Here is a 15,652-nt window from a genome sequence, read left to right as displayed (position 1 = left end):
GGAGTTACAGAGTGAGGAAGCCGTCGTAGAGGCCGTACGCCGCTATCAGGGCGCCGATTACAACGCCAGCGAAGATCAGCTTCTCGATATTGGTGAAGATGGGTTGGCCCACTTCACGTTTCGCTTTAGCGAAGAGGATTACCCCCGGCGCGTACAGCAGCGCCGACAGCAGCAGGTACTTCAGACCACCGGCGTAGATCAGCCAGATGGCGTAGATGACCGAGATACCGGCAATGATCAGGTCCTTGGTGCGGTCAGCCGAGTCGGTCTCGTAGGTTTCGCCCTTGACTGCCAGCAGCAGGCCGTAGGCCGCGGACCAGAAGTACGGGATCAGGATCATCGAGGTCGCAAGCAGCAGCATCTTGGTGTACGGGTCCATGCCACCGTCGGAGCTGCCCGAGGTGAAGAACACGATGACCAGGAAGACCTGCACGCAGATGTTGGTCAGCCAGAGGGCGTTGGCCGGCACCTGGTTGGCGTTCTCCTTGCGGAGGAACTCCGGCATGGTGTGGTCCTTGGCGGCGGCGAACATGATCTCGGCGCACAGCAGGACCCAGGAGAGCAGCGCACCCAGCAGGGAGATGAGCAGGCCGACGCTGATCAGGACCGCGCCCCAGTGGCCGACCACATGCTCCAGCACCAGCGCCATCGACGGGTTCTGCAGCTTGGCCAGTTCCGGCTGGGTCATCACGCCCATGGACAGCACGTTCACCAGTACCAGCAGCAGCAGGACGGTGATGAAGCCGATCACGGTGGCCTTACCGACGTCCGAACGTTTTTCCGCACGGGAGGAGAAGATGCTCGCGCCTTCGATGCCGATGAACACCCACACGGTGACCAGCATCATGTTGCGCACCTGGTTCATCACGCTGCCCAGGTCAGGATTGCTCTTGCCCCAGATGTCAGCGGTGAAGATGTCCAGCTTGAAGGCGAACAGGCAGATCAGGATGAACAGGAACAGCGGGACGATCTTCGCCACCGTGGTGATGGTGTTGATGAACGCCGCTTCCTTGATCCCGCGCAGCACGAGGAAGTGCAGGGCCCACAGCAGAATCGACGCGCAGATGATCGCCGCGACGGTGTCGCCCTTGCCGAAGATCGGGAAGAAGTAGCCCAGGGTGCTGAACAGCAGGAGGAAGTAACCGACGTTGCCGAGCCAGGCGCTGATCCAGTAACCCCAGGCCGAGGAGAAGCCCATGTAGTCACCGAAACCGGCCTTGGCGTAGGCGTACACACCGCCGTCGAGCTGCGGTTTACGGTTGGCCAGCGTCTGGAAGACGAAAGCCAGGGTCAGCATGCCGACCGCGGTGATGGCCCAACCGATGAGAATGGCGCCGACGTCTGCGCTGGCCGCCATGTTTTGTGGCAGGGAGAAAATGCCCCCGCCGATCATGGAGCCTACGACCAGCGCTGTCAGCGCGCCGAGTCGTAGTTTTTGGCTGCTTTCTTGCGACATTTAAGAATCTCCCTATAGGAAGTTGGAGAGTGAAGCTATTAGGCGCTTGTCATCGGGGAGCGCCCCTGACCCAGGTCAATAGCTTGCTATCCAATGTTTCGAGCGGTACTTCCTGCTCCGCTCACCCCGGATAAACCATAGGAGAGGATTTGCATTAGTGCCCGATTTAGAGGGGATTTCGTGAAGATTTGATCGCAGTCCCATGACCACTGAATGGCGGTTGGGGATGCCAGCCCAAGCAGGACAAGTCGTTGAGGTCGATTCGCAGGCGCGAGCGAGCCCAGGTCCGTTATGTAGGAAAGTCCTGAGCGAGGGTGCGGAAGAGGGGGATTGGCCGGGGCAGGATCACTGCACCCGGCGATGCGCCAAGCGGATGAAGGCGCGAGATGGCAAGTAGCCGAAGGACACCGTCGGGTTCGTGGCCCGGCGGGCGCGGCGTGGCGAGCACGTCGCGAAGGTGGGATGCGCCAGGCATCCACACCCGATGTCGCAGAGCAAGGTGTATGCCAGCCACGGAAGACTACGCCAGGCCGCGCAGCTGCGCTGTTCGCCCTTGGTCGCAGTCAGCGCGGTCGGCGGATTTTTGCTCAGCCCTCGCTATCGTCGGCGGAATTTCCGCCACTGCCGGCGAACAGCAGGCCGTGTTTGCGCAGCTTGTCGTGCAATGTCTTGCGCGGTATGCCCAGCGCCTCGGCAAGGCTGCGCAGGGAGTTGTGCGGACGGCTCATCTCGGCGGCGATCAGTGAGCGCTCGAAGGATTCCACCTGGTCGTTCAGCCCGCCGCCCGTTGCACCGGCGAGCGCCTGTCCCCGGCTCTCGTCCAGGCCCAGGTCGAGCCCGAGGGCGTAGCGCTCGGCGGCGTTCTGCAGTTCGCGGACATTGCCCGGCCAGCCGTGGGCGAGCAGTTGTGCCCGCTGCCCGGAGTCCAGCGGGCGCGGGCTCACACCATGGCGCTCGGCGCCGCGCTCGGCAAAATGCTGGAACAGCAAAAGGATGTCATCCCCCCGTTCGCGCAGCGGCGGAATGCGCAGGCTGGCGACGTTCAGGCGGTAATAGAGGTCGGCGCGGAAACGACCCTCGTCGGAGGCGAGGCGCAGGTCTTCCTTGGTCGCGGCGATGATGCGGATGTCCAGGGGAATGAGCTGGTTGGAGCCCAGGCGCTCGACGGTGCGTTCCTGCAGCAGGCGCAGCAACTTCACCTGCACGTCCAGGCTCATGCTCTCGATCTCGTCGAGAAATAGCGTGCCGCCATTGGCGAATTCGAACTTGCCGATGCGCCGTTTCTGCGCGCCGGTGAAGGCGCCTTGTTCATGGCCGAACAGCTCGCTCTCCACCACCGACTCGGCCAGCGCACCGGCGTTGATGGCGACGAAGGGACCGTTGCGGCGGCTGGACAGGTCGTGCAGCGCGCGGGCCACCACTTCCTTGCCGGAACCGGTTTCGCCCAGGATCAGCACATCAGCCTGGATCGCCGCCAACGAGGCGACTTGCTGTTGCAGGCGTTGCATCGGGGCGGACTGGCCTACGAGGCGGCCGCGCAGTTCCTTCTGCTCGGTCAGCGCCAGGCGCAGGCTGCGGTTCTCCAGCACCAGCCGGCGCAGGTCCAGCGCGCGACGCACGCTGTCCAGCAGGGCATCACTGGGGAAGGGTTTTTCCAGGAAGTCGTAAGCGCCCGAGCGCATCGCCTTGACCGCCAGCGGCACGTCGCCGTGACCGGTCACCAGGATGACCGGCAGCTCCGAGTCCTGGGCATGCAGCTGCTCCAGCAATTGCAGGCCATCGATCCCCGGCATGCGGATATCGCTGACGATCACTCCTGGCCAGTCCCGCGCTCGCTGCGGATCGATCTGCCGCGCATCGCCCAGCGCCACGACCTTGAAGCCGGCGAGGTCGAGGGTCTGGCAGAGCGCCTGGCGCAGGTGCGGGTCGTCATCGATCAGCAGCACCTGGGTGGTGGAATCGAAAGGCTCGGCCGAACTCATGCGCGGGTTTCCTCCTGCGGCGTCAGGGTCACGCCGGGAACGCCCGGCAACAGGTGCAATTGTACGAGAGCGCCGCCCTCGGGGTGATTCCCCAGTTCCAGATGGCCGCCGAGCGTGCGCAGCAAGGTGTCGCAGATGGCCAGGCCGAGGCCGAGGCCCTTGGCGCTGGTCTTGGTGGTGAAGAAGGGTTCGCGGGCGTGTGCCAGGGCTTGCTCGGAGAAGCCGGGGCCGTTGTCGCGCAGGGACAGAACGATGCGCTCGGGTGTCTGCTCGGCGGTCAGCCAGATGCGCCGTGGCAGGCCCTTTTCGGTGAGCGCATCGAGGGCGTTGGAGATCAGGTTGGAGAGGATCTGCCGCAGCCGCGTCTCGCCCGCCTGGACCCAGATCGCCGCGTCGGGCAGGTCGCGCAGCAGCTCCACGTTCATGGCCTGGCGGCGTTGCGCGACCAGGGCCAGGGCGTCGTTGATCGCCGGTTGCAGCGCGACGTTTTCCGGTGCGCGGCGGGCACCGCGGGCGTAGGCCTTCAGATGGCCGATGATCGACGCCATGCGTCCGGTCAGCTCGCCGATCTGCTGCAGGTTGCCGCGAGCGTCGTCGTAGCGCTCGTGGTCGAGCAGCACGCGGGCGTTGTCGGCGTAGCTGCGGATGGCCGCCAGTGGCTGGTTGAGTTCATGGCTGATGCTGGCGGACATGGTGCCCAGCGCAGTGAGCTTGCCGGCCTGTACCACTTCGTCCTGCGCATGCATCAGCTCGCGCTGCGCCTGCTCGCGGTTGCTGACTTCTTCCAGCAGGCGGGTGTTGGCATCTTCCAGCTCGCGGGTGCGCTCCTGCACGCGCAGCTCCAGTTCATGCTTGGCCTGGGCTTCCAGGGCGATCCGTTCGAGGAAGTGGCGGCGGCTGATGGTCAGCAGCGAGAGCAGCAACAGGAGTGCCACCAGGGTCGCCGCGCCGATCAGCACGACGCTGCGCACCGGCCCGTCGACCTGGGTGCGCGGGGTGTAGATGCTGACTGTCCAGCCGGTCTCCTGGAGCTCCCGGCTCTGGCTGATCCAGCGGCGCCGGTCGATCTTCAGCGGCAGCGGATGCAGGACCGGATAGGGGATGTTCTCGGCGATTTCGCGCTGCTTCGCCGGCGACAGCTCGCGTCCCGCGTGGAAGCGCCAGGCATTATTGGAGGACAGGATCACCACGCCGTTGGAGTCCATCACCAGCAGCTGATCCGGCGTGTTGCCCCATAGCTGCTCCATGTGCTCCAGGTCGACCTTGACCACCAGCACGCCGAGCAGCTTGTCGTTGCCGCGCACTTCGCTGGCGAAGAAGTAGCCGCGCCGCTTGGAGGTCGTGCCCAGGCCGAAGAAGCGCGCCGGCCTGCCCTGCAGGGCTTCCTTGTAATAGGGGCGGAAGGCGAAGTTGCGGCCGACGAAGCTGTCCGGCTGGTCCCAGTTGGAGGCGGCGCGGGTCAACCCATCGGGCTGCATCAGGTAGATGACGTCGGCTCCGGTGCGCCCGCGGATGCGCGCCAGTTCGAGGTTGGCGGCATTCTGCGCGACCAGGCTGTCGGGCTCTTGCAGCGCGGCGCGCAGGGTCGGCAGTTCGCCCAGGATGGGCGGCAGGTCTTCGTAGCGGCGCAGGGTGCCGAGCAGGTTGGCGACGTAGAGGTCGAGGGTCTGCTGGTTCTGTTCGGCCGTCTGCTCGCTGTAGTAACGCTCTGCGAAGTAGTGCAGCGGCCAGAGCAGCGGTGCCAGCAGCAGCGCCAGCAGGGCCAGCGAGCGCCAGCGGGTCAGGTGTGGGTTCACGGCGGCGTTCATCGCATGCGGTTGTTTGCGCCGCCGATGCTACACCGATCAGCGCTCGATGGGCTGCAGCTCCAGCAGTTTCATCAGGCGCGCCACGCTCTCTTCCAGGCTGAGGCGGTCGGTGTCGATGCTTTCGAAGGGATCGAGCGGCTCCTCATAGGGCGAGCCGATGCCGGTGAAGTCCGGCAGCGTGCCAGCGCGCGCCTTCTTGTAGAGGCCCTTGGGGTCGCGCTCTTCGCAGACGCTCAGGTCGGTGCTCAGGTGGATCTCACGGAAGCGCTCGTCGCCGATGATCTGCCGGGCTTGCGCGCGGTCCTCGCGGAACGGAGAGATGAACGAGGTAATGACGATCAGGCCGGCGTCGTTCATCAGGTGCGCGACTTCGGCCACCCGGCGGATATTCTCGGTACGGTCCTCGTGGCTGAAGCCCAGATCCTTGCACAGGCCGTGGCGGACGTTGTCGCCATCGAGCACGACGGCGGAGTAACCCATCTCATGCAGGGCGTATTCGAGGGCGAAGGCCAAGGTCGACTTGCCGGAGCCGCTCAGCCCTGTCAGCCAGAGGGTCGCCGGCTTCTGACGCATGCGCGTGACGCGTTCCTGGGCGCTCAGGCGGCCGGTGTGCCAGCGGATGTTGCGATCGGTCATGGGCGTCGATTCCTTGGTGAGCGGGCGGTGTTCAGCTGACATAGCCGCGGCCGCAGTAATGATCGTCCAGGGTCAGGCGCTGCAGCAACTCGTCTTCCGCCGCGCTGGGGCGGTCGATGAACAGCGCCCATAGCCGCTGGGCCAATTCCCTGGGCGGACGCAGCCCCGGGTGCAGTCGCTCGCGCAGGTCGCGAGCGTCGGCAACATACGCCAGCGCCCCCTGCTGGATCGCGTAGCGGGTCGCGCAGGCGTCCCTTTCCTGCTCGGTTTGTGACAGGAACCGACCAATCGCGCGGCCGTCACCGTCCAGTTCGTAGCGCACCAGTTGGGTCTCGTCGGCGCTGAGCAGTTTTTCCAGCTGGAAGCTCTGCCGGTACAGCTCGGCGCCCGGTTGCAGGCGCGTGGCCTGGTCGAGGAAACAGCCTTGCGCCCAGGCGCCCAGCGGTTCCAGGACCTGGCCGATGTCCTTGTCGGTGATGAAGTAGTAACCCTGGACAGGCCGTTCCAGCAGGCCGCAGAGCTGTGCCTGGATGGTGCCGGAATAGCCGACGTCGACCACCGCCGCCGTCTCGCCCGTGCTCAGCGCCGTCGATTGCAGGTAGGCCATCATCGCCGGACGTTCGCCGGCGGCCTGCTCCAGCAGGTCGCCCTGCAGCGCTTCGAGTACCGGACGCAGTGCGCGGGTATCGTTGTCGATCACTTCGACCAGTTGGTCTTCGCGCCAGACGCCCGCCTCGATCAGTTGTTGGCGACGCTGTGCACTGAGGTGATAGCCGAAGCGCGATTCGAGGAAGTTCTCCAGGGTGTTGGCGAAATACGTCGGTCGCGCCATGCGCTGGATGTCGTCCTCGCCGCTGAGGCGCGACATGGTGATGGCGCGCCGCGAGAGCACCAGGTAATGCGCCGACGGGGCATCTTCCACGCCATCGCACCAGAGGTCGTACGCCGCCTTGATCAACTTGCCCTCGCGGGAAAGGAAGTGCAGCTGGTCGATACCGTCGCGCTGGGCGGCGTGCCGGAGCCAGTCGGCGAAGCTTGCCAGCAGCGGCCCGAGGACGTTGTAGCCGAGCAGGCCGGCGTCGTCGCGGGTCAGGTTGCGCACGGGCAGGCCCGCGTAGGTCAGCGGCGAGAAGTTGCGCCGCAGCAACAGGCCGAGCATCAGTTCCTGGTCCAGCTCGGGATGGCGCTCGCAGTCTTCCACCAGTGGCCGGAATTTCGGCAGGCCACGGGCCAGTTCGGTCGGGCGCAGCAGGTGCACGGTGCGAATGCCGAGGTCGTCGGGAATCTGGAAATCGGAACGCTCGTTGTCGCCGAACATCAGCAATTGCTGTGGCTCCAGCTGGCGCTCATCCAGGACGTGGCGATACAGATCGCCCTGGTCCTTGCGCACGCCGACCTCGTTGGACAGGTAGAAAGCCGTCCAGCCCTCGATGCCGTTGTTGAGCAGCATCTGCTCGATACAGCTGCGCGGCAGGAACATGTCGCTGATCAGCAGGACGGGCTTGCCCAGGTTGCGCGCATGGGCGAACAGCTCGACGGCTTCGGGGCGGGCGCTGACGCTGGCCAGCTCGATGCGCTCCTCCAGGCCCTGCAGCTGGCGCCGCTCGTCGTCCTTGATACCGGTCAGGCGTTGCAGTTCATCGTAGATCGCGTCCAGGCCGACATCCCGGCCAGCGCGCTCGCGAGCGCGGCCTTCCGCGCTGGCGCGGTAGTCCAGGTAGAGGTCGCCGAGCGTGGTGCCGGCTTGCTGCGCCACCAGGCGTTTGGTGGATTCCGCATTGACCAGCGGTCGCACCAGCAGGGTGTCGAAGATATCGAAGGCCACGGCCTTGGTCTGCGGCGCCTCGATGCTCTGGCGCAGGTGCTCGTGGCTGCGCGCGAAGTAATGGTGCATGCCCCAGGGCGACCAGGCGTGCGGCTGTGGATCGCTGAGAATGGCGATGGGCAGTTGTTGCGACTGGCTGCTGAGGGTCAGCAGGCGCTCCAGGCAATGGGCCAGGGTGCCGTCGCGCTGGCCCGCTTCGGCTTCGAAGTCGTCCAGTTGCAGCTTGGCATCGAAGAGCGGCTTGAGCGCCTCGCTGCGGGCCCAGAACATGCTGCCGGCGGGGTAGTGGAAGTAGCCGGCGGGAATCTGTGCCAACCCCAGCCGCTGGGCCCAGATGCGCCCGCGCGCGGCATTGGCCAGCCAGGTATTGGCCATGTAGGGCAGGCCGTCGTAGTTCTGCGGGTAGACGATGCCGCAGCGCTCGCTATCGAGCAGGGTGAACAGCGAGCGGATGCGCTCCGCGCTGCCCAGCAGCGAGCCGCACAGGTACTCGCGCCAGCCCAGGGTGGCGCCCTGGTTGTAGAGCGATTTCTTGCTGTGCAGGTGCAGCAGGTAGTCGTAGTCGCGCAGGCTCTCGCCGAAGGTGCAGAAGAATGGGGCGATGTCGCGGCCCCGGTTTTCCACTTGCTGGACCGTCACGGTGGAGCAGTTCGGCAGGGTGCTGAAGGTGCGCTGGGCGACTTCCTCTGCGGCCGCGTCGCAGACCGAGACGAACAGGTCGTAGGCGTACGGCATGTGCGCCAGGTGGCTGCGGAACTCTTCGGCCAGGTCGCTGTAGAAGAGGTGCAGGTGAATGGCGATGCGCCCGTCCGGGCTGGCGCACGGAGGAACGTTCTGCAGGTCCACCAGTTCCGGCGCGCTCTGGCCCTCGCCATGGCCCTGGCGGCCGAGGTTGCGCCATTGTTCGTAGTGCGGCACGCCTTTGAAGGCGAAGCCCATGTGCCGGTAGACCAACCGCACCATCGGGTCCCGATAGGCGACGGGCAGGCGCCAGTAGGCACTGCGGCCCAGTTGTACGCTGTAGTTGCGCAGGCTGACCAGGGCTTCGCGGTGTTTGCCGCTGAACAGGCGGCTGGTGAAGCGTACCGGTTTGGTGAGCAGCCAGGAGGTGGAGGACTGGATTTCCTCGACGGTGTTGCGGGTGTCCTTCAGCTCCAGGCGCGTGCTGTCCAGTTCGCTTTCCAGGCGCCTGGCGCGCTGCTGGGCGGAGCTCAGTTCCGCGACAAGGAAACGCAGGCGTTCGGCCTGTTCGTCCAGTTGCGCCTGGCTTTCCCCGCGGAGCGTTTCCAGGGAGAGCTCCAGGGCCTGGCGCTGGGGATGTTCGATGCTGTCGTGGCGATGGAACAGTGCCAGTGCATCACGCTGCACATCGAGTTGCTCGCGCAGGGCCTGCAGCCTGGACAGGGTCTCGGGCTGCTCCAGCGAGCTGCGGTCCGCGGCCAGCTCCATCAGCAGTTTGTAGAGCTCCAGCAGCGCCGTGGGCGCCTGGTTGGCCAGCTCGGGATCGTCGATGGCATGGCGACCGTGCTGCAGTTGCTCATCGAGGAAGTCATTGAGGTAGTCGTCGAACAGTTCCTGGCTGCCGGGCTGCAGATCCAGTTGGCTGGCGATGCGCAGCAGTTGGCCCTTGGGGTCGCCCATCAGGTATTCATAGCACAGCACCACGCGCTGGCTGGCAGCCGTGTGGCTCAGCGAGTCGAGGGTATGCTGCTGCCACAGGGCGAGGCTCTTGGCGCTGCTGAAGCCATCGCGGCGGGCGAGCGACTGCGCCACGCTCAGGGGATGGCGAACGCAGATGACATAGCTCGTCTCGATCCCCTTGCTCTCCAGCAGGCGTCGCCAGAACGGCAACAGCCGGCTGATGCGCGGGTCCTTCAAGCCCAGCAGCGGAGCGACTTCCAGGCGCTCGTCGAGATAACGCGCGGCACGCTCTTCGAGGTCGACGGTCAGGCGCGCGTCGAGCTGGCGATCGTCGATCAGCGACAGCGAGTCCCAGTCGCCACCCAGGCGCTGCAGCAGGAGCTCGTTGATCGCAACGACCTCCCGGTCCTCCCAGAACCCCTTGTCGTTATTGCCCGCCTTCGCAGGCGTGAGGTTTTCTCCGAGTTCGACATTCAGCGCCTGCAGGCCGCGCGTGAGTGCGCTGGTACCGCTGCGGTGCATGCCAAGGACAATTACAACCTTGCGCCGGTGTTGCACAGGCTTTCTCCGTACTGCTGATTCTTCTTATGGTGGTGCGAGTCGTCGCGGCGGCCTTCAGTCGAACAGATCGGCCTGCGCCAGGCACTTGCCCTCGCGGTCCTTGCCGGACAGGCTGGGCTCGCCGTCGAGCGGCCATTCGATGGCCAGCTCCGGATCGTTCCAGGCGATGCAGCGTTCGTGCTCGGGTGCCCAGAAGTCGGTGGTCTTGTAGAGGAACTCGGCGCTTTCGCTGAGCACCACGAAGCCGTGGGCGAAGCCTTCGGGAATCCACATCTGCAGCTTGTTCTCGGCGCTCAGCACCTGGCCGACCCACTGGCCGAAGGTCGGCGAGGTGCGACGCAGATCGACGGCGACGTCGAAGACTTCGCCCTGGACCACGCGCACCAGTTTCCCCTGCGCCTGCTGGATCTGATAGTGCAGGCCGCGGAGCACGCCGCGGGCCGAGAGGGAGTGGTTGTCCTGGACAAAATCGACGGTGCGGCCGATGGCCTGCTCGATTTTCTTCTGGTTGTAGCTTTCGAAGAAGAAGCCGCGGCTGTCGCCGAAAACCTGGGGTTCGAGCAGAAGGACGTCGGGAATCGACAGCGGAGTGACTTTCATCAGTAGACCGTTTGCGTCAGTAGGCGTTGGAGGTAGAGGCCGTATCCGCTCTTGGCCAGCGGTGCGGCCAGGCGTTGCAGTTCATCGGGGCTGATCCAGCCCTGGCGGAAGGCGATCTCTTCCGGGCAGGCGACCTTGAGGCCCTGGCGGTTCTCCAGGGTGGCGATGAACTGGCTGGCCTCGAGCAGCGACTCGTGGGTGCCGGTGTCGAGCCAGGCGTAGCCGCGGCCCATGATCTCCACGGACAGTTCGCCTTGCTCCAGGTAGGCGCGGTTGACGTCGGTGATCTCCAGCTCGCCGCGTGCCGACGGACGAATGCTCTTGGCGATCTCGACGACATTCCTGTCGTAGAAATAGAGTCCGGTGACCGCATAGTTGGACTTGGGCTGGGCGGGCTTTTCCTCAAGGCTGATGGCCTTGCCGAGGCCGTCGAACTCCACCACGCCGTACCGCTCGGGATCATGCACGTGATAGGCGAAGACGCTGGCGCCGCTCTCGCGCGCCATGGCGCTGGTCAGCAGGTCGTGGAAATCGTGGCCGTGGTAGATGTTGTCGCCCAGCACCAGTGCACTGAGGTCATCGCCGAGGAACTCCTCGCCGATCAGGAAGGCCTGGGCCAGCCCGTCGGGAGATTCCTGCACCGCATACTGCAACTCGACACCCCAGCGCTGGCCATCGCCCAGCAGTTGCTGGAAACGCGGCGTGTCCTGGGGGGTGGAGATGATCAGGATCTCGCGGATACCGGCCAGCATCAGGGTGCTGAGCGGGTAGTAGATCATCGGCTTGTCGTAGACCGGCAGCAGTTGCTTGGAAACCGACAGGGTGGCCGGGTGCAGCCGGGTGCCGGAGCCACCGGCGAGGATGATGCCCTTGCGCTTCATGCGACTTTTTCTCCGATCAGTTCGACCAGCATGCGCCTGACATGGAACTGCCAGTCCGGCAGGGTCAGGGCAAAGGTCGAGCCGAGTTTGTTCGTATCCAGCCTCGAGTTGGCCGGGCGTGGCGCAGGCAGCGGATATTCGTGGGTCATGATTGGCAGTACGCGTTCGGCCGTGGTGCGCAGGGGCAGGCCAAGCCGCGCTGCCTCGGCGATGACGAAGCGTGCATAGCCATGCCAGCTCACTTCACCGCCAGCTGCCAGGTGATAGAGGCCGGATGGCACCGCCTGGGGATCGTCGCGCAGCCGAGCCAATACCTGGGCGGTGACGTCGGCTATCAGTTCGGCGCTGGTCGGTGCGCCGATCTGGTCGGCAACGATGCGCAACTCTTCGCGATCGGCGGCAAGCCGCAGCATGGTCTTGGCGAAATTGGCGCCGCGCGCGGCGTAGACCCAACTGGTGCGGAAGATCAGATGGCGACAGCCGCTCTCGCGAATGGCCTGTTCGCCGGCGAGCTTGGTCCGACCATACGTGTTCAGCGGAGCAGTCGGGTCGTCCTCGCGGAAGGGACGGCTACCGCTGCCATCGAACACGTAATCGGTGGAGTAGTGCACCAGCCAGGCGCCGAGGTCAGCAGCCAGGGTGGCCAGCAGGTCGACCGCGTCCGCATTCACGCGCTGGGCGCGTTCGTGGTCGCTCTCCGCCTTGTCCACGGCGGTATAGGCGGCGGCGTTGACGATGATGGCGGGGCGTTCGGCCTGTACCAGCGCGCGCAGGCTGTCGAGGTCTTCGAGGTTGCCGCGCTGGCGATCACAGATGATCAGGCGGCCCAGCGGTGCGAGGGCGCGCTGAAGTTCCCAGCCGACCTGGCCGTTGGCGCCGAGGAGAAGAATGTCGTTCATGCGTACTGCTGGCTCAACCATTCGCGGTAGGCGCCGCTGGCGACGTTTTCCACCCAACCCTGGTTATCGAGGTACCAGCGCACGGTCTTGGCGATGCCGGTCTCGAAGGTTTCCGCCGGCTTCCAGCCCAGCTCGCGCTCCAGGCGCGTGGCATCGATGGCGTAGCGGCGGTCGTGGCCGGGACGATCCTTCACGAAGGTGATCTGCTCGCGATAACTGCGGCCGTCTTCGCGCGGCGACTCCTGGTCGAGCGTGTCGCAGATGCGGTGCACCACGTCGAGGTTGGCCTTTTCGTTCCAGCCGCCGACGTTGTAGGTCTCGCCGACGTGCCCGGCCTCCAGCACACGACGGATGGCGCTGCAGTGATCCTTGACGTACAGCCAGTCGCGGATCTGCTGGCCATCGCCATAGATCGGCAGCGGCTCGCCGGCCAGCGCATTGCGGATGACCAGAGGGATGAGCTTTTCCGGGAAGTGGAACGGGCCGTAGTTGTTCGAGCAGTTGGTGGTCAGCACCGGCAGGCCATAGGTGTGATGGTAGGCGCGCACCAGGTGGTCGGACGCCGCCTTGGAGGCCGAATAGGGGCTGTTGGGCTGGTAAGGATGCTGCTCGGTGAAGGCCGGAGCGCTGGGCTCCAGGGAGCCGTAGACCTCGTCGGTGGAGACATGCAGGAAGCGGAAGTCCGCCTTGTGCTGTTCGTCCAGGCCATTCCAGTAGGCGCGAACGGCTTCGAGCAGGTGGAAGGTGCCCACCACGTTGGTCTGGATGAAGTCTTCGGGGCCGAGGATCGAACGGTCCACGTGGGATTCGGCGGCGAAGTTCAGCACCGCGCGCGGCTGGTGCTGCTCCAGCAGTGCGGACACCAGGCGGGTGTCGCCGATATCGCCGTGCACGAACAGATGGCGCTCGTCGCCATCCAGGCTGGCGAGGTTCTCGCGGTTGCCGGCGTAGGTCAGCTTGTCGAGGCTCACCACGGTTTCATCCTGCCCGGCCAGCCAGTCGAGCACGAAATTGGAGCCGATGAAGCCAGCGCTGCCTGTTACGAGGATCGTCATGGGGTCACAGCCTCTGTATGAGCGATGCGGCAACCAGTCCGAGGTTGCCGGGAAGCGTTTGCCGATAGACGCCTGACTGGCTGATCAGCGACAGCTTGCGATACAGCGGCGCGCGGCGCGCACTGCCGAACAACTCGAGGATCCGCTGGTTCTCGTGGGTCAGGTGCTGTCTGAAGTGGGAAACCGCCTCCAGGTTCACGTCGTTCCACTGTCGGAACGTCCCTTTGAGCATGCGTTGGAGGCGAACGAGCCGGTCCCTGACGCTCGAGTTCGAGCCTATCAGGTTGTTGCCATGCTGGCGGTAGTTGATCGCGGGATATTCGTCGTAATGCACGCGGCCGCCACAACCCGTGACGATGATGTAGGACCACCAGTCGTGGGAGATGATCGGCACCTGAAATGGCGTCAGGCTCAGCAGTTGCGCGGCGGCGGCATTGAACAGCATGGTGTTGCCGCCCGCAATGCTCTGCACCAGGGCATTGGCGAAACTGGGGGGGCGGCGAAACAGCGGGGAGAACCCGATGAGCTGGCCGGTGGAGTCGATCAGGCGCGTCCGGGAGCAATAGAGTAGAGGCGTCGACGTGGGATGCGCGCTGGCCCAGGCCAGACCGCGTTCCAGCTTGTCGGCTTCCCACAGGTCGTCCTGGTCGCAGAAGGCGAAATAGTCCGCCTGATCCTTCGTCCGCTTGAGCGCGGAAAGAAAGTTGGCGGCAAATCCCTGGCGTGGGCCGGCGTGGATATACAGCCGGTCGTCGCCCAGGCGGCGCTGGTATTGGTACAGGATTTCCAGCGTGGCATCGGTCGAGCCGTCGTCCGAGGCGTGGATCACCCAGTCCTGTTCGGTCTGGGCGATCAATGATTCCAACTGCTCGCTGAGATAGGTTGCGCCATTGTAGGTCGACAACAGGATGGCAACCCTGGCGGTGCGGTTGGGGCTCGCAAAAGGCATGGCAAGAGCTGAATGCTGTCTTTCCAAAGCGGCATCCCCTACTTTTTATTAGTTATGTGTCGCTTTTATGGGGCAGGATAAGTGTCTAGGTTGGGCTCGGGCAACCCTGCTTCGGCGTGACTGGTTAGTCAGTTTGCCTGTGCCACTTATCCTGAATCATGTGGCGCCGGATTTCCGTGCAGGCGTCATAGCTGGTCGATCAGCGCCACGAATCTGGCGCGTACGACATCCTCTGCGAATACCTGCCGGCAGCGCTGCAGTCCGCCATTTCCGAGCGCGGCCAATTGCGCGGGATCGTTGTACAGGGTCAGCATCGCCTCGGCGAGCTGCTCGGCGTTGCCGGCCTCGACCGTGACCGCCGCCTCGCCATCCGGCGCCACCCAGTTGACGCCGGTCTGCAGCCAGCAATTGATGATGGGTTTGGCGCACGCCATGGCGTCCAGCTGGGCGATACCGAAGGCCTCGGAGTAGTACACCGAGGGGAACAGAAAGAGTTTCGCGCGCTGGATCAGATGATACTTGTCGACGTCGCTGACGAAGGCGTTGATGAAGTGAACGCGCTCGGGAAACGCTTCGGCGAGCCTCCAGAAGCGCTGTTCCTCCGGGCCAATGCCGAACATCACCAGGTTCACCGCCTCGCCGCGCGCCATCAATTGGCGGAACGCCGCATCCAGCGGTTCGGTGCCCTTGTAGCTCACCAGGCGGCCGAAGAATACGCAGTAGCCTTCCTTCAGAAAGTGCTCGGGTAGCTTGTGTTCCGGGCTGCGGGACAGGCACTCGTCGATGTACTGCGGATTGACCGTGTAGGGGACGGCGCTGATCTCGCGGGCGATGCTTCCGAGCACTTCGGAATGTTCGCGTAATGCCGGGCTGCCGGTGATGACCAGATCGGCCTTGCGCACCGCGAAGCGATCGAACAGATAGGTCACGCGCTTGAGGTAGCGCTGGCGGTAGACGTCGCAGTGGTAGCTGACGACGGTCTTGCCGCGAATCAGCCAGTGCGTCAGCAGCAGCGCCAGGCTGGCCGAGGGGAACTGCAGGTTGATGTGGACGATGTCGGACTTCAGCGCCAGGCGCAGGAAGTGCCAGAAGAAGGCGAAGCTCAGCGGAACGGACAGCAGGTTGCCCAGGGAGGCTGCGCGGAGGACTCGGATGTTGTCGATCTGCTCCAGCCGGGAGCGTAACAGGCGGGTATTGGCGCAGCACAGGACGGTCACGTCGTGTCCGCTTTCTTGATACCAGTGGGCGTATTGCTTGACTGCAGTCTCGATGCCGCCGGTGGAGGGGGCATAGTATTTGTTGACCAGCAGGATGCGCTTTTTTGCCATTGATAATCTCAGGAGCGGAGGGCCGGGATTG

Annotated in this window: 11 protein-coding genes; all 11 read right to left on the bottom strand. The window is 64.8% G+C overall.

Translation table 11 applies throughout. The annotated features are described in order from the left end of the window. Positions 1-4: 4 nt before the first annotated feature. Positions 5-1,456, bottom strand: a complete 1,452-nt coding sequence (arcD, locus tag JVX91_RS03285; RefSeq protein ID WP_169935758.1) for an arginine-ornithine antiporter — start codon at positions 1,454-1,456, stop codon at positions 5-7. A gap of 587 nt (positions 1,457-2,043) precedes the next feature. After that, a complete protein-coding gene (dctD, locus tag JVX91_RS03280) occupies positions 2,044-3,438 on the bottom strand; it encodes a two-component system response regulator DctD (RefSeq protein WP_205338015.1) in 1,395 nt (464 codons plus the stop codon). Then, a complete protein-coding gene (locus tag JVX91_RS03275; protein ID WP_205338014.1) occupies positions 3,435-5,246 on the bottom strand; it encodes an ATP-binding protein in 1,812 nt (603 codons plus the stop codon). The genes dctD and JVX91_RS03275 overlap by 4 nt, the downstream gene beginning before the upstream one ends. Positions 5,247-5,282: 36 nt before the next feature. Continuing rightward, entirely contained in the window at positions 5,283-5,882 is a 600-nt protein-coding gene (gene cysC / locus JVX91_RS03270; protein WP_240201695.1) for an adenylyl-sulfate kinase, read from the bottom strand. A 31-nt stretch (positions 5,883-5,913) separates the two neighbouring features. After that, positions 5,914-9,870: a rhamnan synthesis F family protein gene (locus tag JVX91_RS03265; protein WP_205338012.1), complete on the bottom strand. Its 3,957-nt coding sequence runs from the start codon at positions 9,868-9,870 to the stop codon at positions 5,914-5,916. A gap of 93 nt (positions 9,871-9,963) precedes the next feature. Further along, the gene (rfbC, locus tag JVX91_RS03260; RefSeq protein ID WP_205338011.1) at positions 9,964-10,509 is read right to left on the bottom strand and encodes a dTDP-4-dehydrorhamnose 3,5-epimerase; all 546 of its coding nucleotides are present in this window, start codon (positions 10,507-10,509) and stop codon (positions 9,964-9,966) included. Further along, positions 10,509-11,390 carry a glucose-1-phosphate thymidylyltransferase RfbA gene (rfbA, locus tag JVX91_RS03255; RefSeq protein WP_205338010.1) on the bottom strand — a complete coding sequence of 294 codons (882 nt, stop codon included), beginning with the start codon at positions 11,388-11,390 and terminating at the stop codon, positions 10,509-10,511. The genes rfbC and rfbA overlap by 1 nt, the downstream gene beginning before the upstream one ends. Beyond that, positions 11,387-12,289 carry a dTDP-4-dehydrorhamnose reductase gene (gene rfbD / locus JVX91_RS03250; RefSeq protein WP_205338009.1) on the bottom strand — a complete coding sequence of 301 codons (903 nt, stop codon included), beginning with the start codon at positions 12,287-12,289 and terminating at the stop codon, positions 11,387-11,389. The genes rfbA and rfbD overlap by 4 nt, the downstream gene beginning before the upstream one ends. Then, positions 12,286-13,344, bottom strand: a complete 1,059-nt coding sequence (rfbB, locus tag JVX91_RS03245) for a dTDP-glucose 4,6-dehydratase (RefSeq protein WP_205338008.1) — start codon at positions 13,342-13,344, stop codon at positions 12,286-12,288. The genes rfbD and rfbB overlap by 4 nt, the downstream gene beginning before the upstream one ends. A 4-nt stretch (positions 13,345-13,348) precedes the next feature. After that, entirely contained in the window at positions 13,349-14,320 is a 972-nt protein-coding gene (locus tag JVX91_RS03240; RefSeq protein WP_240201694.1) for a glycosyltransferase family 2 protein, read from the bottom strand. A 158-nt stretch (positions 14,321-14,478) separates the two neighbouring features. Then, positions 14,479-15,621 carry a glycosyltransferase gene (locus tag JVX91_RS03235; protein ID WP_205338007.1) on the bottom strand — a complete coding sequence of 381 codons (1,143 nt, stop codon included), beginning with the start codon at positions 15,619-15,621 and terminating at the stop codon, positions 14,479-14,481. Between the last annotated feature and the right edge of the window lie 31 nt (positions 15,622-15,652).

Origin of the sequence: Pseudomonas sp. PDNC002, from assembly GCF_016919445.1 — a bacterium.
In the GTDB taxonomy this organism is placed as follows: Bacteria; Pseudomonadota; Gammaproteobacteria; order Pseudomonadales; family Pseudomonadaceae; genus Pseudomonas.
The sequence above is the reverse complement of the archived record's forward strand: the minus strand, read 5'-3'. Positions and strand labels throughout refer to the sequence as shown.